Genomic DNA, 26,244 nt, shown 5'->3' with positions numbered 1-26,244 from the left:
GTGCAAAGCCACCTGTCCCCTTGTGGCAACTTGGCGCATTGAGGACAGGTTAGATTGCGCCATAGCAAAAAGGGTCCCGCGCACAGAGCGCGAGACCCTTACCAGTACAATGTGTGCCGATTAGAACGTGACCGGGGTGTCGGTGTAGACGCACTCGAGCAGCTGCTCCATCTCCTCCTGAGACGGCTGGCGCGGGTTGGAGCCCGTGCAGGCGTCGAGGATGGCGTTGGCGGCAACGTCGTGCTTCTTAGCCTCGAACTCATCGTAATCGATGATGGACTCGTCGGCCTTCACGCCCTTGGCACCGTAGTTCTTGATGCCCTGCGGGATGTCGAGCTTGTCGTTGAGGTCGCGAATCTCCTGGACCAGAGCCTCGACCAGCTCGTCCTCGGTCTCGCCGGCGAGGTGCAGGATCTCCTTGGCGATGAAGGCGTAGCGGCTCTTGGCGCGAGCGTCCTTGGCGTTGAACTGGATGACCTTGCCCAGGTACATGGCGTTGGCGCAACCGTGGATGATGTGGTCGCCCTCAAAGGCGGCACCGGTCTTGTGAGCCATGGAGTGGACAATGCCCAGCAGACCCGAGGAGAAGGCGATGCCGGCGATGCACTGGGCGTCGTGCATGTGCTGACGGGCCTCATGATCGCCCTGATAGGACTTGGGCAGCCACTCGACGATCTCGCGGATAGCATGCAGGGCGTTGGCGTCGGTGTACATGGAGCCAGCGGTGGAGACGTAGGCCTCGATGGCGTGAGTCAGAGCGTCCATACCGGTGTGAGCGCACAGCTTGGCGGGCATGGTGTAGGTGAGCTCGGGGTCGACGATGGCGACATCAGGGGTGATGTTGAAGTCGGCCAGCGGGTACTTGATGCCCTTGGCGTAGTCGGTGATGACGGAGAACGCGGTGACCTCGGTAGCGGTGCCGGAGGTAGAGGAGATGGCGCAGAAGTGAGCCTTCTGACGGAGCTCCGGGAAGGAGAACGGGACGACTGCCTCCTCGAAGGTCTCCTCGGGATACTCGTAGAACAGCCACATAGCCTTAGCGGCATCGATGGGCGAGCCACCGCCAATGGCGATAATCCAGTCGGGCTGGAACTCGGTCATGGCCTCGGCGCCCTTCATGACCGTCTCGACGGACGGATCGGACTCGACGCCCTCGAACAGCTTGACCTCGAAACCGGCCTCCTTGAGGTCGGCCTCGACGTCCTGCAAAAAACCGCCGCGGCGCATGGAGCCGCCGCCGGTCACGATGATGGCCTTGCTGCCCTTGAGGTTCTTCACCTCGTGGCGAGCGCCCTCACCAAAGTACAGATCGCGAGGATTGGTAAAACGTCCCATACTGTGCCTCCTAAACAAGCCCCTCTTAGACTTGCGTATATAACGGAGCACCCGATTGGCTCCGTTAGGACCGTTTTGCGCGTTGCCGGCGATGACAATGCGCGATGTCTAAACGTCTCAACGCTCAGACAAATAGTATTTTACCGTTCTGGTTGGTCAGTTATTTACCGAAAGTCGACAATGATGAAACGTTTTTTCTATCCCTGAAGACCCTTATGCGGCATTCATACTCCCAAGCTGGGCAAACGTTTTATCAAGGTTGACCACATATCCAGGGCAGGACTGTGCCCCTCCAAAAGACACACCGTTCGCCGCCAAAAATCGACCGTTTGCGGCACCGTGATACCACTCGGTCGTCCAAGGTGCCGACATTTGTGCGACATCCGTCTTCGTGGTGCAAAGGTGCATGTCCAAGTGCGGCACTCCCAATGTGCCTCATGCGGGTAAACTAGAACCTTATATAGAGACATTTGAACCCTAACCGCAGCAAAGGAGGCCCCATGGCATTCGATCCCATTCAAGAAGATTGCCATCGCCTCGTTCTTGAGGCCTTGCGCCGCGACAATATCCCGCTCACCGACGGCCCTGCCGTAGAGCGTCTGATGGAACAATTCACCCGCAACCCCGCGCCGCTCATCGTGCACGACCGCGACCGCGCCGGACATCTGATTGCCAAGGTAGTCGAGGCTGTCGACTACCGCATTCCCTTTATCCCTGACGATACCCAGGCAGAGCAAGAAGAGACCGCTGCCGAAAACATGCTTCGCGAGGCAGCCGCACTCGACCCGACCAACTGGGACGCTCAGCGCATGTTGACCGCCCTCACCGCTAACTCCAACGAGGAGTACGTACAGTACTTGGTATCCAAGCGCGATGAAGTCGAGCACGACCTGGCACTCAAGATCGCCTCGGCGCAGGACCCCTACGAGCGCGAGGCCGCAGGCGACCTTACACGCCGCCCCTACCTGCGCTGGCTTGCCGCCCTTGCGTCGCGCGCCCTCATTAGCGGCCGTTACCGCCTGTCGCTCGAAACCGCAAACCGCAGCCTGGACTTTGCCCCCAACGATCCGGCCGGTGTCCGCCACACTGCGATGCTCGCCATGGCAAAACTCGAATACCCCGCCGAGGAGCTCAAACGCTTTCGCTCTGCCCACTCCGTCCCCTATCTTGCCAACACGCCGCTGCGCCGTCGTCCCAAGGACGCGGAGCGCGACTTAGACCCGTGGACGCTCATCGCGCTGATGAGCGCTGCCTGGCGCGAGCTGGACTACGAGGGCGCCGAACACTACTTGCGCATCCTTGCGCGCTCGTGCCCGCACGCAGCCGAGGCGCTTTACTTTCAAACCGAGTTTCCCGATGGCGTCTATGCCCGCGTCAACGTGGGCGTGGGCTCCACCGACGAGCTTGTCCTTGCGCTGTCCGAAGCGACGCCGGTACTGCAGGAGGGCTTGGGCGCCCCCGACAACGCCAGCTTTGCTGCCTGGGTCGCCACCAACGATATCGTGCGTTCCCAGATTGACGAGCGCATCCTGCGGGCGGCCGAGCAGGGCTTGCCGTTTAAGGGAGGAGACCTCTAATGGATCCGAGCGTCTACATCCCCGCCTACCTGGAGCGCGCCTACGTTGCGTCGCACCCCGAACTCACCGATGCAGCACGCGATCTTGTCCATAACGACGTAAGCGTCAACCCCCATAAGTATGCGCAGACCGAGCATGCCCAGGCACTGCTTTCCTATGCCGGTGTTCACCGCCACCTGCTCGACGAGCTCCATCGTATCGAGGATATGGGCAGCGATGAGGAGTTTGAGCAGACGCGCAACCGCCTGTTCGACGATATGCGCGATGAGCTGCTCAAGATCGTCCGCGTCGATGCGCTGGCAGTCGATGCCCAGCTGCTTGCCATCATTTTGGCGGACACGCCCGTCGACGCCTGCCTGGGCGACCTGATGAAGCTCGAGGCGACCACAGCCGATTACCTACGGCAAAGCGTGCCCGGATTCGACATGGAGGCTCCGCACTACTGGGCCAACAAGGTGCTGGCAGACGGCGTGACGGCGGCCGATCTCACCGTGAGCGAGCCGGCGCTTATCGGGTGGCTCCACACGCTCGAGGCCATCTCGCAGCTGTGCATGGCGAGCGCTCGCTACCGTGCTGCCGTCAACTATTCTCGCCGTGTTCTTAAGGCGGAAGGCTATCCCACCCGAGCTGCCGGCACCGTGCTACTCGCCCTCGCTCGTCTGGAAGACGAGGACGGCTTTTTTGCCCTGGCCCACCAGCTCGAGGAGCAGATGGGGGCCGATGCCCTCGAGAACTCCCCCTGGTACCTACTCGCCCGCACGATCCTGCTGTTCAAAACAAACAAGATGCGCCCGGCGACACGCGCCCTGCGTGAGTTTGCCAACCGCTGCGAGGGCGGCGCGTTCTTTTTGCTGAACCCCATGTATCAGACGCCGTACCTTCCCTGCCGGCCCGAGCCGCACGACCCCTGGGACCTTTCGCACCAGGCAGTTTGGGAGGCCGACGGTATCATCTCGGATACTCCCGACTTTGCCCCCTGGGCCAACGCTTGCGAAGACGTATCGCAGCTTGCCCAGGAATTTGCGCGCCGTTATGGCTTTTAACGGCACGATCGCCACGACCATGTCATTCACGTTAGGAACGGCTTCATGAACTTCCGCTCATCTCTCGCCTGCACTTCGAGCGATATCGCCCGCTGGGGGCTGCGCTCCATCCTTAAGCGCCAGGGCGGCGTACTCCCCGGCCGCATCGCCATGAAGATCGACCCCGAGCTGCTAAGCGACCTCGCGAGCCTTGTCGACCGCAGCGTGGTGGTCACCGGCACCAACGGTAAGACCACCACCTCCAACCTCATCGCCGACGCCGTTGCCGCCAGCGGCGCCACCGTGGTATGCAACCGCGCCGGCAACAACATGGAGCCGGGCGTGGTGGGTGCCCTGCTCGAGGGCCGCAGCGATCTTAAGCGTGCCGCCAGCAGCAAGCGCGCAGGCGTCTTTGAGTGCGACGAGCTCTACACGGTGCGCGTCTTGCCCAAGCTCAAGCCGACCTACTTTGTGCTGCTCAACCTGTTCCGCGACCAGCTGGACCGCTACGGCGAGATCGACCACACCCAGGACGTCATCGCCCACGCGCTGGAGCTTTCGCCGGCAACGACGCTCATCTATAACGCCGACGATCCGCTGTGCGCCTCGATCGCCGCACGCGTCCCCAATGTGAGCATCGCCTTTGGCATCGACGGCGCCACGGGCACGGAGTCCGATCGCATTAGCGACTCGCGTTTTTGCTCGCAATGCAACGCGCCGCTGGAGTACGACTATGTGCAGTACGGCCAGCTCGGCGCCTATCATTGTCCTTCGTGCGGTTGGAGTCGCCCCGCGCTGGTCCGTCGCGTGACAGGCGTTGAGCTCGGCTGCGACGGCTACGGCTTTGACCTGACCTTTGGACCCGAGGCAAAAGCGCCCGCAACGCACATCGCCACGCGCTACAACGGCCTGTACATGGTCTACAACGTTGCCGCCGCCTTCTTTGCGGCGCGCGAGTTGGGCGTGGACGCAGTGCATCTGCAGCCCACGCTCGATGCCTACGTCCCCGCCGGCGGACGCATGGGCCGCTGGGAGATTGCCGGCCGTACCGTCGAGGCAAACCTGGCCAAAAATCCCGTGGGCTTCGATCGCCAGATCCAGTCCATTAAAACGGCAGGCGGCAGACTCTGCGCCTTCTTCCTGAATGACAACGACGCCGACGGCCACGATGTCTCGTGGATCTACGACGTCGACTTCGAGCGCATCGCCGATACCCCAGGGCTTATCGCCTTTGCCGGGGGTACGCGCGCGCACGACATGCAGGTGCGCCTGAAGTACGCCGGCATCGACGCCGCCATCATCTCGAATATCGAGCAGGCGATCGGCGCCGTGGCAGATGAGGCAGCCGATGACACCTTCTATGCCGTCGCCAATTACACGGCATTCCCGCCGCTGGTCAAAGAGCTCGACGGACTTAAAGAAGCCGATGCGAGCTCGGTTGCCTCCTGCGCCGTAACACGCACCGATGGCAGCGCCGTCCCCACCGATATTGCGCCGGTCGAGCTTCCGCGCCCGCTGCGTATCGTCTATCTGTATCCCGATGCCCTCAACCTCTATGGCGACGGCGGCAACGTCATCGCCCTCGAGCGCCGCTGCGCCTGGCGCGGCATTCCCGCGCGCGTGGACGAGGTCCGCATGGGCGAGACGCTCGATCTTACCGACGCCGACATCGTCATGATGGGCGGCGGTGCCGACCGCGATCAGTTGGCTGTGGCACACGAGCTGCTCGCTCAAAAGGACAAGGTTGCGACATATGTTGAGGACGGCGGCTCGTTGCTCGCTATCTGCGGCAGCTATCAGCTGCTCGGTCGTTCGTACTATATGGGCGAGAATCGCATCGAGGGTCTAGGTGTCATCGCCGCCGAGACCGTGCGCGGCTCCGACCGCCTGATAGGCAACGTCGCCGTCAAGACCGACCTGGCACCCGAGCCCTTTGTGGGGTTCGAGAACCACGGCGGCCGCACCCTGCTCGATGCAGAGGCCACGCCGCTCGGAACATCTGTCGTCACGGGCACCGGCAACAACGGCGACGATGGCTTTGAGGGCCTCATCTACAAGGGCGTCATCGGCACGTACCTACACGGACCGGCACTGCCCAAGAACCCCGAGCTCGCCGACTGGCTCATCGCCCATGCCCTCGAGCGCCGTGGCGATGCACAGGCCGCCGCCCTGCTGCCGCTCAAGCCCCTCGACGACACCTACGAGCACGCCGCCCACGACGCCGCGATGAAGCTCCTCCCCTAACGCCCCGCCACCACAAAGGGACAGGCATCTTTGTGGTGGTTTTGACCCGTCCCATCGGTTTGTCTCAATCTGTAACATCTAGACCACCAAAGGTCGTCTTACTGTTACAGATTGAGACGTTCGTCCCGACGCCTGCATTTTGTCTCAATCTGTAACAGATAAGGCCGATTTACCCGCCCAGATGTTATAGATTGAGATTTTTGAAGATCGGGGGGAGAGGGCCAGCTCCTGTGTGGTGGTTTTTCAGTTTGCCAACGATATGTGAACGGATAAAAAAGTCTGCTATACTCTTTCCCGCTGTCCCCATCGTCTAGCGGCCAAGGACGCCACCCTTTCAAGGTGGATATCGCGGGTTCGAATCCCGCTGGGGGCACCATTTAAAACGAGAAGCCCGTTACCCTCGCGGTGACGGGCTTTTTTCTACCCCAACGCCGGGATTCGAACCCGACAGGGTGCGGAGCTGAGGAAACGCGAAGCGTTTTCCAGCGCAGCACGCAAGGAGCGAAGCGACGCAGCGAAGGCGGGCGGCGCCAGCCGCACGCGGACATCCCGCTGGGGGCACCATTTGAAACGAGAAGCCCGTTACCCCCGCGGTGACGGGCTTTTTTCTACCCAACGCCGGGATTCGAACCCGACAGGGTGCGGAGCTGAGGAAACGCGAAGCGTTTTCCAGCGCAGCACGCAAGGAGCGGAGCGACGCAGCGAAGGCGGGCGGCGCCAGCCGCACGCGGATATCCCGCTGGGGGCACCATTTGAAACGAGAAGCCCGTTACCCCCGCGGTGACGGGCTTTTTTCTACCCCAACGCCGGGATTCGAACCCGACAGGGTGCGGACCCCGGCAAATCGGCGGCAAAACGGACTCCAAAGCGTCCTTCGCAATCAAAAAGCCAGGGCCCGCGCGATGCGGACCCCGGCTTAATACCGTGACGATATGTTGGCTATGCCCTACACGTAGAACAGGATGTCGTCGTAGGTCGGGACCGGCCAGTAGTCGGCGGCCACGATCTCCTCCATGGCATCCACGGAGGCACGCAGCGTATCCATAGCGGGAACGACCTCGTGTGCATACACATTGGCCTGCTCCTGGCCATCGAGAGCCTCGGCCTTCTGATGCACGGCGTCGAGCGCCTTGATGGAGTCGTTGATGGCGGTGATACCGTTGCAGAGCTTGTTGAGCGTGTTCTGCTCGCACTGCATGGCGGCCTCAGCACCGGCGGCACGAATTGTCTCAAGGCCCTTAGCGACCTTGGTGGCATAGGCGGTAATGACCGGACGATAGGTACGACGTGCCTCGCGAATCATCGTGGTAGCCTCGATGTTCATGAGCTTGTTGTACTTCTCGAGCTTGCAGTCGTAGCGGCACTGAGCCTCGGCCTTGGTCAGAACGCCCGTCTCCTCAAAGAGCGCGATAGCCTTATCGGAAACAAAGGCGGGAAGAGCGTCGGCCGTGGTCTTGTTGTTGGCAAGGCCGCGCTTCTCGGCCTCGATGGGCCACTCGTCGGAGTAACCGTCGCCGGAGAACAGGATGCGCTGGTGATCGGTCAGCACCTTCTTACAGTACTCGAGCGCGGCGTCCTGGAACTTATCCTCGGGCGTACCCTCGAGTGCGTCGGCGAAGGACTTGAGCGACTTGGCCACGGCGGCATCGAGCACCAGGTTGGAGTCGGAGACGTTCTGCTCGGAGCCGCAGGCACGGAACTCGAACTTGTTGCCGGTGAAGGCGAACGGAGAGGTGCGGTTGCGGTCGGTGTTGTCCTGCATCAGCTTGGGCAGGGTATCGGCGCCCAGGTCGAGCACGCCGCGCGTGGCATGGACGGAAGCCTTGCCATCGATGATCTTCTCGACGACCTCGGTAAGCTGGTCGCCCAGGAAGATGGACATAATCGCCGGAGGAGCCTCGTTGGCGCCCAGACGATGGTCGTTGCCGGCCGAGGCAACGGAGGCACGCAGGAGCTCCTGGTAGTTATCGACGGCCTCGATCACCGCGGTGAGGAAGACGATGAACTGCAGGTTGTCGAGCGGGGTGTCGCCCGGATCGAGCAGATTCTCGGACTCGGTGCCAAGCGACCAGTTATTGTGCTTGCCCGAACCGTTGATGCCCTCGAAGGGCTTCTCGTGCAGCAGGCAGACCAAATCGTGGCGGGAGGCGATGAGCTTCATCTTCTCCATCATGACCAGATTCTGGTCGATGGCCTCGTTGACCTCGCCATAGACGGGGGCGAGCTCATGCTGGCAGGGAGCGACCTCGTTGTGTTTGGTCTTGGCGGGAATGCCAAGCGCCCACAGCTCATCGTCCAGGTCCTTCATATAGGCCGAGACGGTGGGGCGGATAGCGCCAAAGTAGTGCTCCTCGAGCTCCTGGCCCTTGCAGGGAGCAGCACCAAAGAGGGTGCGGCCGGTGATGACCAGGTCCCTGCGCTTGCGGTAAGCGTCCTTCTTGATCAGGAAGTACTCCTGCTCATCGCCCACGGAAGGAACGACCTTCTTGGGGGTCTTACCAAACAGCGCCAAAACGCGCTTGGACTCACGCGAGAGCGCGGTCATGGAGCGCAGCAACGGGGTCTTCTTGTCCAGGGCCTCGCCCGTGTAGGAGCAGAAAGCCGTGGGGATGCACAGGACATCGTCCTTGATAAAGGCGGGGCTGGTGGGATCCCAAGCGGTATAGCCGCGGGCCTCGAAGGTGGCACGCAGGCCGCCGTTGGGGAAGCTGGAGGCGTCCGGCTCGCCCTGGATGAGGTTCTTTCCCGTAAACTTGGTAATAGCGGTGCCGTCGTGGTTGGGTTCGAGGAAGCTGTCGTGCTTCTCGGAAGTAATGCCCGAAAGCGGCTGGAACCAGTGCGCGTAGTGCGTCGCGCCCTTGGAGATGGCCCAAACCTTCATGGCATGGGCAACGGCGTTGGCCACATCCAGGTCGAGCGGCTCACCGTCCTCGAGGGTTGCAGCAAGGCGTTTCCAAATGTCCTTGGGGAGGTAGTCCTTCATGACTTCCTCAGAGAACACCATGGTCCCGAAGCGGTCAGTAAGTTCGGCCATACGGAACTCCCTTCGTATCGGCACCGCGTGAGAAGCGGTGTTGATTACTAACGAACGAGTCATAGCTTAGACTCGACGTGTTTCCGCGACATTACCGTTATGTTGCCGTCGCGAAACTAATCAATGAGGTTACCGCATCGCGGCGATGTTGCCACCCTCAACAGTCAATCAACTGTATAAATTGCAGACCTCTCCGCATGGTTTACGGGTAGTCTTTTTGGGACGGGGCTTTTTTAGCTGCCCTATTTAAATATGGTCTCAAGCTTTGGAGGCGCCAGATTGGGTAGCTAAAAAAGCCCCGTCCCAAAAAGACTACCCTGCGTACCTGGTTGATGGGGTAAAAAAGCTCCAAATTAGCTACGCTGTTATAGGGAATGCCGATAGCGAAACATCTTCGATTGATATTTCCAAATAGCGAGTAAAACTCCACCGTAGCGCAGCGGTGCTGTAGAATCCTTACAACACATCACGCTAATGTATCTAAAGGAGCACGATATGCGCGTCGACGAGGTTTTTAAGCAGGCAGCATCCCAGGGCACCACGCCCGTTTCGTTTGAGATGTTCCCGCCCAAGGGCGAGCTTACCCTCGACACGGCTCGCGAGGTGGCTGGCAATCTGTGCAAGCTTTCGCCGAGCTTTGTCTCGGTCACCTGCTCGGCCGGCGGCTCGGGCAACGGCTCCGCCACCGCCCCCATCGCGCATATGATTACGAGCGAATTCGATACGCCCTCGGTGGCGCACCTCACCTGCGTTGGCCGCACGCATGCCGATATCGCTGCCAAGATCGACGAATACCGCTCCGCCGGCGTAGAAAATGTGCTGGCCCTGCGTGGCGATCTTCCCGCCGGCGCGAGCGAGGATAACAAGCCCGCCTCGGACTACGCCTACGCCCGCGACCTCATCCCCGAGCTCGTCGACGCCGGCTTTTGCGTGGGCGCCGCAGCCTACCCCGAAGGCCACATTGCCTGTGAGAATCTCAACCTCTCGGTCGAATATCTCAAGCAAAAGCAGGACGCCGGCGCGAGCTTCTTTGTGACCCAGCTCTTTTTTGATAACGAGTGCTTCTACCGTTTTCGCGAGCTTGCCGACAAGGCCGGTATCACTGTGCCCATTACCGCAGGCATCATGCCGTTTATGGGCAAGTCGCAGATCAGCCGCATGGTCTTTATGTGCGGCGCGTCGCTGCCCTCCCCCGTCATAAAGATTCTCGCCAAGTACGAGAATGATCCCGAGAGCCTGCAGGCAGCCGGTGTAGATTATGCAGCCCGTCAGCTTTGCGACCTTAAGGAGCACGGCGCCGACGGCCTGCACCTGTACACTATGAATCGTCCTGCGATCGCCGCAACCATTATGGAGCGCCTGGGGTAATGGAAAAACCGCACATCGATACAGCTTTTGGTGAAGTGCCGGCCGACCTTGCGTCGCCGGCGCTCTACCGTATCGATGATGCCCACCATCCCCGCGTCGATCGTGCCGAGATGCTGCGGTATCTGGGTTACGGCGGCCAGCAGATTGAGCCCGAGCTGTCGCAGCGTATTGAGCTTGTCGTTGAACGTTTGGAACTGGACATTGAGCCCCGTGGCGTGCGCCGCGTATTTGCCGTCGATGCCATGGGCGTGGACGAGCAGGGAGAGCCCAGCATCCGTCTGGTTGGAACCAACGTTGAGCTGCGCGGTCGCGATATCTATCGACATCTCAAAGACGCCCGCTTTGCCGCGCTCATGGCATGCACCCTCGGCATGGACGCCGAGCGTCGTCTGCGCACCACGGGAGCCCAGCAGCCCCTAGAGGGAGCCGTGCTCGATGCCGCGTGCTCCGCCTATGTGGAAGCCGCCGTCGAGCAGATGGACCAGCAGGTCAAGGCTGCGGCCGCCGCACACGGACTCGCCGGTAACTGGCGCTTCAGTCCCGGCTACGGCGACTGCCCGCTTACGGCTCAGCGTTCAATCGTGGCCGCACTCAACGCCACGCGGCTCATCGGGCTTACCGTCACACCTACCAGCCTGCTCATGCCCACCAAGAGCGTGACCGCGGTGATCGGTCTGTTTGACGGCGAGGTCCACGACGCCCAGAGTCGCCCCACCTGCAATATCTGCCGCATGCGCGAGCACTGCCGCTTCCGCGCCGCCCACACCACCTGCTATTCCAGCCATTAGGAGCCCCCGATGTTTACTCCGCTTATCACTCATGATCTGGACGGCGCCGCGCTGGCGGCGCCCGTTGATGCTGCCCGCCGCAAGGGCGCCACGTACAAGACGCGCACGATCGACGACCTTTGCATTAAGGACGATCGCCTGCGCGCCGCCATCGAGGGCACGGGGCACCTGCTGTTCGACGGCGGCATGGGCACCATGCTGCAGGCGGCCGGCATGAAGGCCGGCGCCCTGCCCGAGCTGCTCAACTTTGAGGAGCCCCGGGTCATTACCGATATTCAGCGTCAGTATGTCGAGGCCGGCTGCGATGTGATCACCGCCAACACCTTTGGCGCCAACGCCCACAAGCTCGACGGTGCCGCCACCGTGGCAGATGTCTTTGCCGCCGCCGTCGCCTGCGCCCGCGCGGCCGGTGCCCGCTACGTCGCCGGCGATATCGGCCCCATCGGTGCGCTGCTTCGCCCCTTGGGTACCCTCAGCTTCGACGAGGCCTATGACCTCTTTGCCGAGGAAGTGCGCGCTGGCGTCGAGGCGGGTGTGGACCTCTTTATTATCGAGACCATGACAGATCTTGCCGAGATCAAGGCGGCGGTCCTTGCCTGCCGCGAGAACTCCGAGCTGCCCGTCTTTGCCACCATGACCTTTGAGGAAGACGGCCGCACCTTCCTGGGCACGAGTCCCGAGGTTGCCGCTATCACGCTCGACGCCATCGGCGCCGACGTCCTGGGCATCAACTGCAGCCAGGGACCGGCCGAGCTCCGAGGGCTCGCCGCACGCATGCTCACCGTTACCGACAAGCCCGTTATGGTGCAGGCCAACGCGGGACTCCCCCACGTGGACGACGACGGTAACACCGTCTTTGACATCCAGGCCCCCGAATACGCCAAGGCCGTCGCCGGCATGATCGCCGACGGCGTGAGCGTCGTGGGCGGTTGCTGCGGAACCACGCCGGCGCACATGGCAGCGCTGCGCACGCTTATCGACAACCACACGCCCAGCCCGCGCCACCGCAAGCCCAGCATGTCGGTCACGAGCGCCCAGACCGTGGTTGACCTTCCCTGTGACGGCCACAAGATCGCCGTCATCGGCGAGCGCATCAATCCCACCGGCAAAAAGCGCCTGCAGCAGGCCCTACGCGACGGCGACCTGGACTACGTCGTAAGCCAGGGCATCAGCCAGCAGGAGCAAGGCGCCGACATCCTGGACGTCAACGTGGGCCTGCCCGAGATCGACGAGGTCAAGATCATCCAACAGGCGACCGAACAGCTCCAGGGTTCCACGCTGCTGCCGTTGCAGATCGACTCCACCGATCCCGCCGCCGTCGAGGCTGCCGTGCGCCGCTACGCCGGCAAGCCCATCATCAACTCGGTCAATGGCAAACAGCAGATCATGGATGATATCTTTCCGCTGGTCGCCCATTACGGCACCAACGTCGTCGGCCTCACGCTCGACGAAGGCGGCATTCCCGATACCGCCGAGGCTCGCTTCGCCATCGCCGAGCGCATCGTGGCCGAGGCCGCCCGCTACGGCATCGGACCGGACCGCATCCTCATCGACTGCCTGGTCATGACCGCCTCGACCAATCAACGCCAAGCCGAGCAGATCCTGCGCGCCATGTCCCTGTGTAAGGAGCGTCTGGGCGTCAAATGTGCACTCGGCGTGTCGAACATCAGCTTTGGTCTGCCCGCCCGCCCGCTGCTGGGCTCGGTCTTTTTGGCTGCCGCTTTTGGCGCGGGTCTGGACGCCCCCATTATGAACCCGGGCTCCAAGCGCTTTATGGATACCGTCTACAGCTATCGCGTCTTGAGCGTTGAGGACGAGGGCTCAACCGGATACATCGAGCGCTACGCCGGCTGGACCGATCCGTACAAGATCGCCGCGAACCCGGCGGCGGCTCAGACAGTATCGACCGACACTGTGCCCGCCGCTGGCACCGCCGGCAACGACGACCCGATTCGTCGCATGGTCGTCTCGGGCCGCAAAGGCGAGATTGCGGCCGAGACCGAGCGTCTGCTGGCAGACCACGACGCCATGGACCTCATCAACAACCACTTTATCCCCGCCCTCGACGAGGTTGGCGTTCTCTTTGACCAGGGAAAGTTCTTCTTGCCGCAGCTCATGGCCTCGGCCGAGGCCGCGCGCGTGGGTTTTGACACCATCAAGCGCCTGATGCCCGCCGGCGAGATTGCCGACAAGGGCAAAATCTGCGTGGCCACCGTCAAAGGCGACATCCACGACATCGGTAAGAACATCGTCAAGATGCTGCTCGATAACTACGGCTATACCGTCTTTGACCTAGGCCGCGACGTCGACCCGCAGGAGGTGCTCAAGACCGTACGGGAGCGCGACATCAAGCTCGTCGGCCTCTCGGCGCTTATGACCACCACGGTCGTCGCTATGGAGGAGACCATCAAGTTGCTTCATGCCGAGGTGCCGGGCGTCAAGATCATCGTAGGCGGCGCCGTACTCACCCCCGAATACGCCAAGCAGATCGGCGCGGACTACTACGCCAAGGACGCCGCCGAAAGCGCTCGTATCGCCGAAGAGGTCTTTGGGCAGTAACACAACGGAAACAACCGAGCACCAAAACGTGCCGCATGCGCCACTTGGCACGTGCGGCACGTTAGAATAGACAAGGCTATGCTCGTTTTGGCAGATAGGAGTGCAAGGATGGCGATCACGCCCGCAGAAATCGCGGAAACCCGCGGCATGGTTGAGGAGCAGAACCTCGACATCAGGACCATCACCATGGGTGTTTCGCTCATGGGTTGCGGCGACGAGAACCTCGACCGCATGTGCACGAAGATCTACGACCACGTGACGCACACGGCTGAGCATCTGGTCGAGACCGCCGAGAACCTCGAGCGCGAGTACGGTATCCCCATTGTCAACAAGCGCGTTTCCGTCACCCCGGTGGCGCAGATCGCCGCATGCTGCAAGGATGAGGACCTCACCCCCATCGCGCATGCCCTCGACCGCGCGGCCGAGACGCTCGGCATCGATTACCTGGGCGGCTTCTCCGCACTCGTCCAGAAGGGCATCGGCGACGCCGACCGCCGCGTCATCCAGTCCATCCCCCAGGCGCTCGCTACCACCAGCCGCGTCTGCTCCAGCGTCAACGTCGCCAGCCTGCGCGCCGGCATCAACATGGACGCCGTGCTCATGGCGGCTCAGACCATCATCGATGCCGCCAAGCTTACGGCAGATGAGGATTCCGTCGGTGCTTCCAAGTTTGTCTGCTTTGCCAACATGGTCGAGGACTCCCCGTTTATGGCAGGCGCCGTTCACGGCGGTGGCGAGGCCGACGCCGTCATCAACGTAGGCGTCTCGGGCCCCGGCGTTATGGCCGCAGCCCTGGAGAAGCTGCCCGATTCCGCATCGATGATGGAAGTCGCCGAAAAGATTAAGCAGACCGCCTTTAAGATCACCCGTGCCGGCGAGCTCATGAGTCGCGAGGCCGCCCGTCGCCTAGGTGTCGAGAAGGGCATTGTCGACCTGTCGCTGGCGCCTACGCCTGCCGTCGGCGACTCCGTCGCGCGCATCCTCGAGATCATCGGCGTGGGCACCTGCGGTGGCCCCGGCACGACCTGCGCGCTCGCCATGCTCAACGATGCCGTCAAGAAAGGCGGCGTCATGGCCAGCTCCAGCGTGGGCGGCCTCTCGGGCGCCTTTATCCCCGTGTCCGAGGACGCCGGCATGATCGCCGCCGTCGAGGCCGGCGCGCTTTCGCTCGAGAAGCTCGAGGCCATGACCTGCGTGTGCTCCGTTGGCCTGGACATGATCGCCATTCCCGGCGACACCCCGGTCGAGACCATCGCCGGCATTATCGCCGACGAGATGGCCATCGGCGTCATCAACAATAAGACCACGGCCGTGCGCGTGATCCCCGCCATCGGCAAGGGCGTGGGCGACTGCGTCGAGTATGGCGGCCTGTTTGGCCGTGCGCCCATCATGCCGGTGAACCCCAACGCCGGCACCGTGCTTGCCCACCGCGGTGGACGCTTCCCGGCGCCGCTGAACTCGCTCAAGAACTAGCTGAAGGGTTCGGGCGGGAGCCCCGGTGAGGGCAAATATATAAGGTCGATCGCGAGTTCCGCACGAGCCGGAGAGCACTTAATGTGCTCTCCGTGCGAGTCAGGACTGTCCGAGCAGGCGACCTTATATATTTGCCCTCACCGGGGCTCCCGCACAACGGGACCTCAGTTGGGTTCTATCCCGGTTGCAGTTGCTTCGCTCCTGCACCACTTGGCTGGTGCGGCGGTTTGGCGTTGGAACGGTTCTTTTTCTGATATATGCTTGTTGCGGCTCTTCTTTTGGGAGGGGCCGCTTTTTTGTTGTAAGGGGGATGGCCCGTGGCTGATGGGGATGCTCGTTCTGAGCTTCTTTCTGCGGATTGGAATGGCGAATGGATGCGCTTGCAGGCTGGTCGGCGGCGGGCTGATGATTCTTTTGAATGGGATAAGCGGGCTCGGCATTTTCGGCCGCTTGAGACTGCTCCGTATGCCCGGGACTTTATGAAGCTGTTGGCGTTAAAGCCTGGTGAATCCGTGCTGGATATGGGGTGTGGGGCTGGGTCGATTGCTATTCCGCTTGCTCAGGCTGGACATCCCGTGATTGCCGCTGATTTTTCCCCTGCTATGTTGGGCACGCTTGATGCTGGCATTGAGTACTATGGGCTCGAGGATCGCATTACACCGCTTGAGCTTGCTTGGAATGATGACTGGGATTTGGTTGGACCGGTCGCGAAAGCGGTAGATGTTGCCTTTGCGAGTCGCTCGGTTACTACGAACGACCTAAAAGGCGCGCTTGCCAAGCTCGACCGTACGGCTCGGCGGCGTTGTGCTGTCACGATGGTCGCCAACTCCAGCCCGCACTATGACCTGCACGTGATGAATGCCATCGGCGCCTCGGTTACCCGTAGCAATGGTTTTGTGTACGCCTTTAACATCCTTATTCAGATGGGTGCACTACCGCAGGTCACGTATTTTGAATCGTCCCGTCGTGACACCTTCGATAGCCTCGAGGCCGGCGTGGCGGACCTCTCCCGTATGCTCGAGCATGGCAACGAGGATAAAATCAATCGTCTGCGCGACTATATCGCCCAACATATGATCGAGAACCCCCATGCCGGCGAGCCGGGATCCAAGGGCGTGCCGCAGGGACGTCACATGCTCGACCACATCCGCAAGGTCCGATGGGCGTTTATCGCCTGGGAGCCGGTCTCTGCGCCCCGACCGTAGCCCATCTAAAGCATGCATCGTCTACCCGCCCGGCATCCGCATTCTTTGCGAACTGGCAAACGCGCTCCACACCGCGCCGTTCCTGCGCTATCGTGGGACAGCTCACGTAGATTAAGGCCCCATCGCGGGGCGCCCCATACATAGAAAGCGAGATCCCATGGCACTGACAGGAGCCCAGGTCAAGCAGCTTCGCAGCATGGCCCATCACCTCAACCCCGCCATCATCATCGGTAAGTCCGATGTCAACGAGGGTACCGTCGAGCAGACGGCCGCCTACCTGGAAAAGCACGAGCTCGTTAAGTGCTCCGTGCTGGACGGCTCCAGCCTTTCTGCCCGCGAGGCCGCCGAGGAACTCGCCGAGCGCTGCCACGCCGACGTCGTTCAGGTTATCGGTCGCAAGTTCTCGCTGTATCGAGAGTCCTCGCGCAAGGATATCGAGAAGATCAAGCTCGTCTAAGGGCCGATCGGTTCACACAGAGCAAGCCTGCGGGCGTCCGAATGATGCGGGCGCCCGTTTTTTATCGCTCAATGAACGGTCGGTTGACCCTGCTTTCGACCAGACGCTCGTAGAGACGCTTGGTCTCGGGCTCGGGAACGCCTGCGACCTGTTCCTTAAGATGATGGATATGCCCGCTATAGAGCTCGACGATATCGCGGCGTCTCCCCGCCGCTCCGTACACGCGCATGGCGCATCGCACCATGTCCTCGCGTGCGGTCTCCTGACGTAGCCCCGCTTCTACCAGCCAGATTGCCGACTGCAGGTCGTTTTCTTCCAAGGCAGCGCTTGCTCCCACAATCATGCAGTCGATAAACTTCGACTGCATGATGCGGCGCATGCGCAAAAAGTACGTCGGATTGCAACCGTTGGGGATATACAGCGGTCCGGTATAGAGCTGTTCGATCTTAAGACACAGCTCGACCAGGTGAGGCCCACGCACTCTTGTGCGATTACCCAAAATTTCGCGGCTTATCTGCTCAAATAGCTTCACATCGGTCTTAACGTAATCCCTGTTGAGGCCAAGGCAGTCGTTTTGGATCAGGACGCACGACTTGCCATCTGGCGTGGGTCCCAAAGCGGATCGTAAGCGTGACACAGTCGAATACAAGTTGTTACGGGCGCTACTGTACTCGGCATGTGGCCACAGTTCCATAGCCAAGGTCTCGCGATCGACAAACGAATCGATACCCAACGCAAGCCGCTCGGCAAGCGTTGCCGCTTTCTTACGACGCCACATCTTGTCTGTGATGGGAAATCCGTCGCGCTCGGCACGAAACGCGCCAAACATGCGAATCTCGATATGATCGATAGCGTCGACGGGTTCGACCTCGCCGACCTGGAACAGCCGCTCGCTCTCTCCCTCCAAATCGTCGCGCAGCGAATATCGCGATAGCTCACGCACCGGGAGCTTCTTTCGAATCTTGGCAGCAGGCTCGCCCAGGCAATGCATCGCAAGGCGTGCAAACAGCCGATACGCTGGCTCCAGAATCCCAGAACGATTCATAGACATCCAGGCGGCAAGATCGCTGTCACGGCCCGCAGACGCCAAATGCAGCGCTACGACCCAAGCCTCCGCGCCGCCGACTTGTGTCCGACTTAGGTCGAGCAGCTCTGCCTCTTCTCGTACCGACACCATCGACGTATTGCGAAGGCTTGATGCACGCTCCAACAGCAACGCGTTGTCGCGCATGTATGCGATCGACTCGTCAGCAAGCTTGAGCACCTGGACCGCGCGGAACTTCGCGTTGACCGGGCGCCCCTCGGCGAGCGCCTGCCAGCCTTCGAGTAGCAGGCCAAACAGCTGGATTTGATTGTCACGCACGCGCACGGCAAAGCGATCGAGCTCATTAAACGCCGTATCGTCAGTCATTGGCAGGCCTGCAAGCAGACGCCGTGCCGCCAGCACCATACGCACCCAGACAGCCGGTGCCTTAAGCCCACGAGCATCGAGTGCCTCCCGTGTTCGAGACATCTCGTCGTCACGCTCATCGATTCCCATAAAGGACCCATCAAAGAGCTCCACCAACATCCGATCTGCCCGTATGAGAATCTCTGCAATATCGAGTTCGCAATCATATACCTTGTTCGCCTTGAGTCCCGAAAGTGCTGCGCCGTCTTTCGCCTGTTCGGTCAGCCGGCTCTTAACCTCGATATGCGCCGACAGCATATCGAGCGCAGTACAAGATGCCTCATTTTTTGGAAGCGCAGGATTGGCTGGAAGCCCAAGCTCGCAATCTCCATAACAGACGACCGTAAGCACCTGGGCGACTTTCCAAGAAACCAAATCAATCTCGCGGACCGACTGTGCGCTCGCATGTTCGACAATCGAGGCCATATACCGGGCCAGTTTAGTATTCGAAACGCTTACCGCCGCCAAATAGACACCAAGTGCCTCGGTGGGCGTCGGCTCCAACGCGGGCTTGTCTGCATCCGTCGTCCTCAGTACCGCGCGACAGACATCCCCTCCATGCCCAGTCAGAGCCAAATCGACACCATACTGTCCAGCAAGCTCAAGGACGGCGTCGCGATCCAAAAAGGCATCTGCCAAATCCATCGCAGCATCGCATCGGCCCGCCTTGAGCAGAATGCGTGCCGCGCGCATAACGAGCTCTGGACGAATTTCCGCAACCATTTTTCGTAATCTCAGGCGCGCGTTATCCTCGGTGCCCATACACGTAAAGCTTCGGTCGACCGGATCGACACCAAAAATCGGATAATCACGAACAAGATAGGACTGATCGATCATGGAGAGCCTGACACCGCATGCCTCAAGTTCCGCAATCTTGCCCTCGCCCATCAGGGCCATCACGCACGCCACGTTAAATAGGGCGCCGTTATCGATTGATGCCATATCGGCAAGTGCCGCACCGTACACGTTGACAATCTCGTTTTCGAGCAAGCTGGCAACGTCGCCCTCTCCGTACAGCCCCGTCTGCATAGCCGAAACCAACTCGGGAACACCCTGTGTGAGCTGGTAAAAATCGAGCGACGTGCTAATCGAGAACGCCGATGCCCAAGCCGAATACTCATAGGCATGCACCTTGAGCATCTGCGCATTGATCTTGACCGAGTCACCCAGCCCGCGAATCAACTGGCGATTTGAGGGGCGGCAGGTGACAAAGACCCCGATCCCCATAGTGCGCAGGCCTCGAATTCGATCGATAAGCTCCTCGGTATCTTGCTGATCGAGGTTGGGGACGTTATCAATCGCAATCAACGATCGCGGTTTGTCCTCAAGTTCATCTGTGACCACTTCGAGCTGCATAAACACCTCGCGGGCAATCGCGCGGTCAGCCTCGATGATTCGTACCAGACCGCGCGTCGGGTCGCTTTTGACTTCCTGAGTGTACTGAAGCAATATCGATGTTTTCCCAAACCCATCTGGTGCATAGAGCAACACAATGCCCGCCTTGCGGCCCTTGACAATCAACTCGCTCATCAGGCGATCACGTCGGACCATATAACCTGTGCCCAATGGCGCCAATTCGAGATCGTCCGTATCGTTCAGCCCGTTCATCATGCTCGCTCCTTACCTCGGCCACATGGACACCGTAATCGCAAGACAGCCCAAGCCATCCCGTAAATCGAACGACGCAGAGTTTTAGGTTGTCTTTCGGTTCGCATTTGGCAAGTTTTTGTTCAGCGAGCGCCGATTGAAACTTTTCCCCCAACCAACCGGTCTTTGCGCAGGTCAATGCGCTTGCCAGCATGTCCCACTCATTTGGCAGTGTAACGCAATGGGGCTTGTAATATTTTGTTGCGCAACTCGCCTACGCGCTGCTACCGTTTGCGACTCATTAGTAGCATATTTGAATAGAATATGCTAGAGAATGCATCACACTATACGAGGCACCACCGTCAAGCTTTTGGCAAGCTAATGTTATGCACACCATAAAGCCCGCGCTCATTCTGATTCCGCTGGCAGATATTGCGGACGGATGCAGCATAAGGGCCCATGAGTCTATAAGCTAGCCGCCATCCCGCATATGCATAATAAAAAAGGCCCCCGCAGAACGGGAGCCTGTAACAAAGTAATAACAAATCGCTCGGATTGTACTACTCGCAGAGCGAAAGGGCAGCCTCGTCGGCAACGACGACGCAGTTGGTGTGCAGCTGCAGGATCGAAGCCGGGCACTCGGGCGTAACCGGGCCATAGCACATATCGTGAACAGCCTGAGCCTTGGCCTCGCCGTTGGCGACGACCAGGATCATGCGGGCATACATGATGGTCTGGGTACCCATGGTGTAAGCCTGGCGGGGAACGTCGTCGATGCTATCGAACAGGCGGCTGTTGGCCTGAATGGTGCTCTCGGTGAGGTCGACGCAGTGCGTACCCTTGGAGAAGTGGTCATCGGGCTCGTTGAAGCCAATATGACCGTTATTACCAATGCCGAGCAGCTGCAGATCCGGGTAACCGGCGGCAGCGACGAGCTTATCGTACTCGGAGCAGGCAGCGGCGGCATCGGGGTTGGAGCCATCGGGCACGTGCGTGTTATTCAGATCGACGTTGATGTGATCGAAGAAGTTCTCGCGCATGAAGTAGTGATAGCTCTGGGGATCATCGTGCGAAAGGCCGCGATACTCGTCCAGGTTATAGGTGCTGACCTCGGAGAAGTCAATATCGCCCTTCTTGTACCAATCGGCGAGCTGCTTGTAGGCGCCAATCGGAGTGGAGCCGGTGGCAAGACCGAGCACGCAATCGGGCTTAAGGATAACCTGCGCCGAGATGATATTGGCGGCCTTGCGGCTCATATCCTCGTAGTCTTTAGCTTTAATGATCTTCATTACGCATCCTTTCTCGTAGAAGAGAGGCAAGGCTCCCCTTACGAGCACTTGCCCGCGGCCTGCGTCGGCCGCAACCAACGTGTGCGGCCACCAGGGCGAGGTCGCGTAATGTATGTATCTCGTGTCTAGCCGCGTCGAGGCCCCTGCCCGTCCACGGTGACCCGAAGCCTTTTAGCCTCGGACATTTTTCATCTTGCCACGAAGGGCGCCCTCTTTCAAGGGCGCCCTCCGTAAACGTGTTTGAATTGTAGGCCAAAGGGCAAGCGAACGAGTTAGCGCTCGCGAGCGACGATGAGCTGATCCATCTCCTCGACATGCTCGCCGACGGAGCCCTTGATGCTCGAGAACTCAACAGAGTTGCACACCAAAATGGGAACCGTCACATCGTAGCCCTCGGCCTCGATTGCCTCGCGTTCAAACTCGATAAGCACATCGCCCTTATGGACGATATCGCCCACCTGTGCATGCACGGTAAAGTGTTTGCCCTCGAGCTGAACGGTATCGAGTCCAACGTGGATTAAAACATCCAAGCCATCGACCGTGTTGAGCGCAACGGCGTGTCCCGTTGGAAAAATCGCCTCGATCTTGGCATCCGCAGGTGCAATCACGCGCGTGCCCGTAGGCCGAATGGCAACGCCTTGGCCCAAAAGGCCAGTGGCAAACGTCTGGTCGTTAACCTCGGAAAGCGGAATGACATCGCCCGAGATGGGAGCATCCAGCGTAAGGACTCGACCACGCATACCAAAAGACCTTAGGACTTTAGTGAACATGCTCCCCCTTGGACATACCAATAATCAAAACCAGTTTTCTAGTTTACCACTTGGCATTGGTTTTTGACCATTAGGGAAGTTCGCGCTTGACAACCTCGACGATATCGTCAACGACGCGCTGAGTCAGCTCGTGCGTCTCGGCCTCGGCCATCACGCGAACCAGCGGCTCGGTACCGCTCGGGCGCACCAGAATGCGGCCGCGACCGTTAAGCTCCTTCTCGGCGGCAGCGACAGCGTCCCAAATGGGCTGGCAATCGTCCAGACCGGCCTTGTTGTCGGAATGCACGTTGACGAGCGCCTGCGGGTACTTCTTCATGATGCCGGCAAGGTCGGTGAGGGTGCGGCCAGTGCGCTTGAGCACGGCCAGCAGCTGCAGCGCCGTCACCAGGCCATCGCCGGTGGTGTTGTGCTCCAGGAAGATGATGTGGCCGGACTGCTCTCCGCCGATAACGGCGCCGTCCGCGAGCATGCGCTCCAGCACGTAGCGGTCGCCCACGGCGGTCTGCACCATCTCAAAGCCCTGTTCCTTCATAGCGATGGAAAAGCCCAAGTTGCACATAACGGTCGAGACGATCTCGGAGTTGGCGAGCTTGCCGCGAGCGGCGAGATCAGAGCCGCAGATGGCCAGGATGTAATCACCATCGATCTCGTTGCCCTCGCTGTCCACGAACAGCACGCGATCGGCGTCACCGTCGTGGGCCAGGCCGATGTCGGCGTGGGTGCGCAGCACGAGCTCGCGCAGGGGCTCAAGATGAGTGGAGCCGCACTCGACATTGATGTCGGTGCCACAGTAGTCGGTATTGATGGCGTGGACCGTGGCGCCCAGACGCTGAAGCGCGGCAGGCGTGGTCTGGCAGGAAGCACCGTGACCGCAGTCAACGGCAACGACCAGGCCGTCGAGCTTAAGGCCGTCGAGGGTGCTGATAGCGTGGTCGACGTATGCCTTGCGAGCGTCCTTCATCTTGATGATGTGGCCCACACCGGCGCCGGTCGGCAGCGTGTCGGCAGCCATGGCCTCCTCGGACATGACCCAGGCGCTGATCTCTTCTTCAACAGCATCGGGAAGCTTCATGCCCTTGCGGCTAAAGAACTTGATGCCGTTAAACTCCGGCGGATTGTGCGAAGCGGAGATGACGATGCCGCCGTCGAGGTCGTTTTGGACGGTGAGCAGCGCCACGGCCGGCGTAGGGATAACGCCGCAGCAGTGCGGGCGACCGCCCTCGGCCATAATGCCAGCGGTCAGAGCGCTCTCGAGCATGGTGCCCGAAAGACGTGTATCGCGGCCAACGCAAATGTCCGGACCAAGGAACTTGGTCGCCGCACGGCCAAGGCGAAACGCGAGGTCGCACGAGAGGTCGGCGTTGGCGACGCCACGGACGCCATCGGTACCGAAGATGTTCTGGGGCATAGGATCGCTCCTTCCCAAGTGGGCAAAACGCAGTCGCCCACCCTAGTCGAAAAAGAAAAGCGGGACCCGCCGAGCAATCGGCAGGCCCCGCTTGTACATTGTATCTCGTAAGGAGAAAAACCTTAACGCTTGGAGAACTGGGGAGCGCGGCGGGCCTTCTTGAGGCCGTACTTCTTGCGCTCGACCACGCGAGCATCGCGCGTAAGGAAACCGGCCTTCTTGAGGTCAGCACGGTAGTCGCCAGCGTTCAGAAGAGCGCGAGCGATGCCCAGGCGCAGAGCGCCGGACTGACCGGAGATGCCGCCGCCATCGCACAGAGCGATAACGTCGAACTGACCGGCGGTATCGGTCACCTTGAAGGGAGCAAGGGCGTTCTCAACGAGCTGATGACGGCCGAAATACTGCTCGGCGTCACGCTTGTTGATAGTCACCTTGCCGGTGCCGGGGACGAGACGGACGCGGGCGACGGCGTTCTTACGACGGCCGGTACCCTGGTAGACAACGGTGTTCTCAGCCATCTTTAAGCCTCCAGCTCAATCTTCGTGGGGTTCTGGGCAGCATGCGGATGCTCGGCACCAGCGTAGACCTTAAGCTTGGTCATCTGGGCACGGCCGAGGGTGGTCTTGGGCAGCATGCCGCGAACGGCGCGCTCGATGACCTTCTCCGGGTGCTTCTCCATAGCCTGGTGGAAGCTCTCAGCCTTGAGGCCGCCGTTGTAGCCGCTGTGGCGATAATAGGTCTTCGTGTCGGCCTTGTTACCGGTAAGCTGGACCTTATCGGCGTTGATGACGACAACGAAGTCGCCGCAGTCGCTGTTGGGCGTGAACTGGGGCTTGTTCTTACCGCGCAGGATCATTGCGATTTGGGTGGCAAGACGGCCCAGGACAGCACCATCGGCGTCGACGAGAACCCAGTTGCGCTGGACCTCGCCCTGCTTGGCGTAGTGAGTCGATTTCGAAATCACTTAGACTCCTCCATGTACAGTACGTGTTGTTACAGAGATTCACGGGGCTCTGCAAGTAACCCGTCCATATTACCCCGCCCGTCGCCCGAGTCAACAGGTATTTTGGCTCTGACCAGACTTTCTGCACATGTCGTCCATCGGTAATGATGTCGCGACGCTAGCGCTCGACAAATGCCTCGATATCACTCAGCAGACGCTTTGCCTCCTGACGACCCTGAATATACAGGTCGAGAAGCTTTGCCGGATCGTGCTCGACGTGACCGACCTCGACAGGCTTTTGCGGGGCAACGACCAGCGCGCGGCCCTCGCGCTCATACTTCCACAGATGCATGCGCTGGATGTTATAGCGGTCGTGGCGCGTCTCAATAGCCTCGAGCAGATAGGGGTAGTCGGCATAGCGGGCGCGTGCGGCAGGCATAAACTCGTAGGGCTTTTTCTCGTACGAGCGGTCCTGCGTGACAATGACAACCGCGCGATCGAAGCCGGCCTCCTCCAGCACGTGCTCGATGGGGACCGAATCGGCTACGCCGCCGTCGACGTATTTGTGCCCGTCGATCTCGACCGGCGGCGTCACCAGCGGCAGCGACGTCGAGGCGCGCACGGCATCGAGGTCGAGCACGGCGCTTTTGACCGGCAGGTATGCAGCGGTTCCAAAGAGCATGTCCGTCGCGACGGCGTACATCTCGATGGGGCTCGCGTCGAATGCCTCGTTATCAAAGGGATCCAAGCGGTCCTGGACATCGTTGAAGATGAAGTCGTAACCCACGATGGAGCCCGTGGACGCAAACGATGCGGCACCCATGAAGCGGTTGTCGTTGCAGAAAGTCAGGTTGATGCGGTTGGCACGGCCGATCTGGTGCGACTTGTAGTTCACGCCGTTGAGGGCGCCGGCCGATACGCCATATACTGCCGGAATCTCGACGCCGGCTTCCATGAGGACGTCAAGCACGCCCGCGGTAAATTGCCCGCGGAAGCTGCCGCCCTCCAAAACGAGCGCGACCTTGCCGGCGTTCTTTGCCTTATCTTCTGCCGTCATGTTGACCTCCTACTGTTTCGTTTTGGCCTTCTTCTACCCAGTTTTGAGATGGCGAGCGCATGGGTTTTGGAGTTGAGTAGGACGGGGCGGCTGGCGGAAAGCACGTCCCGTTCTGGGGGGCGATTCCGGGATGGACTTTCCGCTTGAGGCGCCATCCGGAAACTACGTCCCAGTCTGAGCGTAGATTCTGGGATGCAACTTCCGCTTGAGGCGTCAACGTGAGCAGTCAATTTGGGACGGGGCTATTTTAGCTGCCCTTTGACTGTCGACGAATTATTGGGGACCGGAACTAATATCGACTGGCTTATAGGAGTAGCTAAAATAGCCCCGTCCCAAATTGACTACTCCACCTTGTAGAGGCTTTGCGCGGAGAATCCGCGTATTTGCTTCGCAAATCCGCACCGGCTTCGGCCGCCTGCCGGCGTCCTCGCCCGCGGGCTAAAAACGCTTACGCGTTTTCTTTACGCCCGCGCCCTGCATAGAGTTCGATTCTCCGCGGTGCGGGGATGACGCTGGCGCAGGGCGTTGCCGGCTGTCATCCGATCGGCATCGCATCTATATAGGGTCGAGGCTTTGCGCGGAGAATCCGCGTATTTGCTTCGCAAATCCGCACCGGCTTCGGCCGCCTGCCGGCGTCCTCGCCCGCGGGCTAAAAACGCTTACGCGTTTTCTTTACGC

Annotated in this window: 18 protein-coding genes and 1 tRNA gene; 10 read left to right on the top strand and 9 right to left on the bottom strand. The window is 60.5% G+C overall.

Going from position 1 to position 26,244, the window contains the following annotated elements; all coding sequences use genetic code 11:
• Positions 1-120 precede the first annotated feature (120 nt).
• Positions 121-1,335: an iron-containing alcohol dehydrogenase gene (locus tag ACTM82_RS05410; protein ID WP_117794788.1), complete on the bottom strand. Its 1,215-nt coding sequence runs from the start codon at positions 1,333-1,335 to the stop codon at positions 121-123.
• A gap of 500 nt (positions 1,336-1,835) precedes the next feature.
• Between ACTM82_RS05410 and ACTM82_RS05405 the strand changes: the two genes are divergently transcribed.
• From ACTM82_RS05405 to ACTM82_RS05390, 4 genes are all read left to right on the top strand, one after another.
• Positions 1,836-2,912 (top strand): hypothetical protein, encoded by a 1,077-nt coding sequence (locus tag ACTM82_RS05405; protein WP_154517956.1) that lies wholly within the window; start codon positions 1,836-1,838, stop codon positions 2,910-2,912.
• Complete coding sequence (locus ACTM82_RS05400) at positions 2,912-3,955, top strand: hypothetical protein (protein ID WP_441055154.1); 1,044 nt, start codon at positions 2,912-2,914, stop codon at positions 3,953-3,955. The genes ACTM82_RS05405 and ACTM82_RS05400 overlap by 1 nt, the downstream gene beginning before the upstream one ends.
• Positions 3,956-4,000: 45 nt before the next feature.
• On the top strand, positions 4,001-6,178 hold the full coding sequence (locus ACTM82_RS05395; RefSeq protein WP_441055156.1) for a MurT ligase domain-containing protein: 2,178 nt from the start codon (positions 4,001-4,003) through the stop codon (positions 6,176-6,178).
• A 299-nt stretch (positions 6,179-6,477) separates the two neighbouring features.
• A tRNA-Glu gene (locus ACTM82_RS05390) sits at positions 6,478-6,554 on the top strand.
• Positions 6,555-7,124: 570 nt separating this feature from the next.
• Here ACTM82_RS05390 and ACTM82_RS05385 read toward each other — a convergent pair.
• Positions 7,125-9,212 (bottom strand): glutamine synthetase III family protein, encoded by a 2,088-nt coding sequence (locus ACTM82_RS05385; RefSeq protein WP_154517961.1) that lies wholly within the window; start codon positions 9,210-9,212, stop codon positions 7,125-7,127.
• 495 nt (positions 9,213-9,707) lie between these two features.
• Here ACTM82_RS05385 and ACTM82_RS05380 point away from each other — a divergent pair, with 495 nt between their 5' ends.
• The 6 genes from ACTM82_RS05380 to ACTM82_RS05355 all read left to right on the top strand — a co-directional run bounded on the left by ACTM82_RS05380 (position 9,708) and on the right by ACTM82_RS05355 (position 17,062).
• Positions 9,708-10,580 (top strand): methylenetetrahydrofolate reductase, encoded by an 873-nt coding sequence (locus ACTM82_RS05380; RefSeq protein WP_441055158.1) that lies wholly within the window; start codon positions 9,708-9,710, stop codon positions 10,578-10,580.
• A complete protein-coding gene (locus tag ACTM82_RS05375; protein ID WP_441055160.1) occupies positions 10,580-11,368 on the top strand; it encodes a hypothetical protein in 789 nt (262 codons plus the stop codon). The genes ACTM82_RS05380 and ACTM82_RS05375 overlap by 1 nt, the downstream gene beginning before the upstream one ends.
• A gap of 9 nt (positions 11,369-11,377) precedes the next feature.
• On the top strand, positions 11,378-13,927 hold the full coding sequence (locus tag ACTM82_RS05370) for a homocysteine S-methyltransferase family protein (RefSeq protein WP_441055162.1): 2,550 nt from the start codon (positions 11,378-11,380) through the stop codon (positions 13,925-13,927).
• Positions 13,928-14,035: 108 nt separating this feature from the next.
• Positions 14,036-15,400, top strand: coding sequence for a PFL family protein (locus ACTM82_RS05365; RefSeq protein WP_427719427.1), 1,365 nt, complete (start codon positions 14,036-14,038; stop codon positions 15,398-15,400).
• A gap of 521 nt (positions 15,401-15,921) precedes the next feature.
• Positions 15,922-16,605 carry a hypothetical protein gene (locus tag ACTM82_RS05360; RefSeq protein WP_441055168.1) on the top strand — a complete coding sequence of 228 codons (684 nt, stop codon included), beginning with the start codon at positions 15,922-15,924 and terminating at the stop codon, positions 16,603-16,605.
• Between the two features lie 157 nt (positions 16,606-16,762).
• A complete protein-coding gene (locus tag ACTM82_RS05355; RefSeq protein WP_427795027.1) occupies positions 16,763-17,062 on the top strand; it encodes a YhbY family RNA-binding protein in 300 nt (99 codons plus the stop codon).
• 61 nt (positions 17,063-17,123) lie between these two features.
• On the opposite strand, the gene ACTM82_RS05350 is transcribed toward ACTM82_RS05355, so the two are convergent.
• The 7 genes from ACTM82_RS05350 to ACTM82_RS05320 form a co-directional block, all read right to left on the bottom strand.
• Entirely contained in the window at positions 17,124-20,042 is a 2,919-nt protein-coding gene (locus tag ACTM82_RS05350) for an AfsR/SARP family transcriptional regulator (protein WP_441088519.1), read from the bottom strand.
• Between the two features lie 617 nt (positions 20,043-20,659).
• Entirely contained in the window at positions 20,660-21,388 is a 729-nt protein-coding gene (gene nagB / locus ACTM82_RS05345; protein WP_441016422.1) for a glucosamine-6-phosphate deaminase, read from the bottom strand.
• Between the two features lie 272 nt (positions 21,389-21,660).
• A complete protein-coding gene (locus ACTM82_RS05340) occupies positions 21,661-22,128 on the bottom strand; it encodes a PTS sugar transporter subunit IIA (protein ID WP_427719420.1) in 468 nt (155 codons plus the stop codon).
• Positions 22,129-22,228: 100 nt separating this feature from the next.
• Complete coding sequence (gene glmM, locus ACTM82_RS05335) at positions 22,229-23,566, bottom strand: phosphoglucosamine mutase (RefSeq protein WP_441055166.1); 1,338 nt, start codon at positions 23,564-23,566, stop codon at positions 22,229-22,231.
• A gap of 122 nt (positions 23,567-23,688) precedes the next feature.
• On the bottom strand, positions 23,689-24,084 hold the full coding sequence (rpsI, locus tag ACTM82_RS05330) for a 30S ribosomal protein S9 (RefSeq protein WP_022094634.1): 396 nt from the start codon (positions 24,082-24,084) through the stop codon (positions 23,689-23,691).
• A 2-nt stretch (positions 24,085-24,086) separates the two neighbouring features.
• Positions 24,087-24,530, bottom strand: a complete 444-nt coding sequence (gene rplM / locus ACTM82_RS05325; RefSeq protein WP_370450665.1) for a 50S ribosomal protein L13 — start codon at positions 24,528-24,530, stop codon at positions 24,087-24,089.
• A gap of 157 nt (positions 24,531-24,687) precedes the next feature.
• Complete coding sequence (locus ACTM82_RS05320) at positions 24,688-25,566, bottom strand: patatin-like phospholipase family protein (RefSeq protein ID WP_154517988.1); 879 nt, start codon at positions 25,564-25,566, stop codon at positions 24,688-24,690.
• Positions 25,567-26,244: the final 678 nt, after the last annotated feature.

This window comes from Collinsella sp. HCP3S3_E5, from assembly GCF_052067635.1.
Lineage (GTDB): Bacteria > Actinomycetota > Coriobacteriia > Coriobacteriales > Coriobacteriaceae > Collinsella.
The sequence above is the reverse complement of the archived record's forward strand: the minus strand, read 5'-3'. Positions and strand labels throughout refer to the sequence as shown.

What these genes read in the sequence shown, in the direction of transcription:
- ACTM82_RS05410 (WP_117794788.1), bottom strand. Translation starts at nt 1,335, where the DNA reads ATGGGACGTTTTACCAATCCTCGCGATCTGTACTTTGGTGAGGGCGCT.
- ACTM82_RS05405 (WP_154517956.1), top strand. Translation starts at nt 1,836, where the DNA reads ATGGCATTCGATCCCATTCAAGAAGATTGCCATCGCCTCGTTCTTGAG.
- ACTM82_RS05400 (WP_441055154.1), top strand. Translation starts at nt 2,912, where the DNA reads ATGGATCCGAGCGTCTACATCCCCGCCTACCTGGAGCGCGCCTACGTT.
- ACTM82_RS05395 (WP_441055156.1), top strand. Translation starts at nt 4,001, where the DNA reads ATGAACTTCCGCTCATCTCTCGCCTGCACTTCGAGCGATATCGCCCGC.
- ACTM82_RS05385 (WP_154517961.1), bottom strand. Translation starts at nt 9,212, where the DNA reads ATGGCCGAACTTACTGACCGCTTCGGGACCATGGTGTTCTCTGAGGAA.
- ACTM82_RS05380 (WP_441055158.1), top strand. Translation starts at nt 9,708, where the DNA reads ATGCGCGTCGACGAGGTTTTTAAGCAGGCAGCATCCCAGGGCACCACG.
- ACTM82_RS05375 (WP_441055160.1), top strand. Translation starts at nt 10,580, where the DNA reads ATGGAAAAACCGCACATCGATACAGCTTTTGGTGAAGTGCCGGCCGAC.
- ACTM82_RS05370 (WP_441055162.1), top strand. Translation starts at nt 11,378, where the DNA reads ATGTTTACTCCGCTTATCACTCATGATCTGGACGGCGCCGCGCTGGCG.
- ACTM82_RS05365 (WP_427719427.1), top strand. Translation starts at nt 14,036, where the DNA reads ATGGCGATCACGCCCGCAGAAATCGCGGAAACCCGCGGCATGGTTGAG.
- ACTM82_RS05360 (WP_441055168.1), top strand. Translation starts at nt 15,922, where the DNA reads ATGGGGTGTGGGGCTGGGTCGATTGCTATTCCGCTTGCTCAGGCTGGA.
- ACTM82_RS05355 (WP_427795027.1), top strand. Translation starts at nt 16,763, where the DNA reads ATGGCACTGACAGGAGCCCAGGTCAAGCAGCTTCGCAGCATGGCCCAT.
- ACTM82_RS05350 (WP_441088519.1), bottom strand. Translation starts at nt 20,042, where the DNA reads ATGAGCGAGTTGATTGTCAAGGGCCGCAAGGCGGGCATTGTGTTGCTC.
- nagB (WP_441016422.1), bottom strand. Translation starts at nt 21,388, where the DNA reads ATGAAGATCATTAAAGCTAAAGACTACGAGGATATGAGCCGCAAGGCC.
- ACTM82_RS05340 (WP_427719420.1), bottom strand. Translation starts at nt 22,128, where the DNA reads ATGCGTGGTCGAGTCCTTACGCTGGATGCTCCCATCTCGGGCGATGTC.
- glmM (WP_441055166.1), bottom strand. Translation starts at nt 23,566, where the DNA reads ATGCCCCAGAACATCTTCGGTACCGATGGCGTCCGTGGCGTCGCCAAC.
- rpsI (WP_022094634.1), bottom strand. Translation starts at nt 24,084, where the DNA reads ATGGCTGAGAACACCGTTGTCTACCAGGGTACCGGCCGTCGTAAGAAC.
- ACTM82_RS05320 (WP_154517988.1), bottom strand. Translation starts at nt 25,566, where the DNA reads ATGACGGCAGAAGATAAGGCAAAGAACGCCGGCAAGGTCGCGCTCGTT.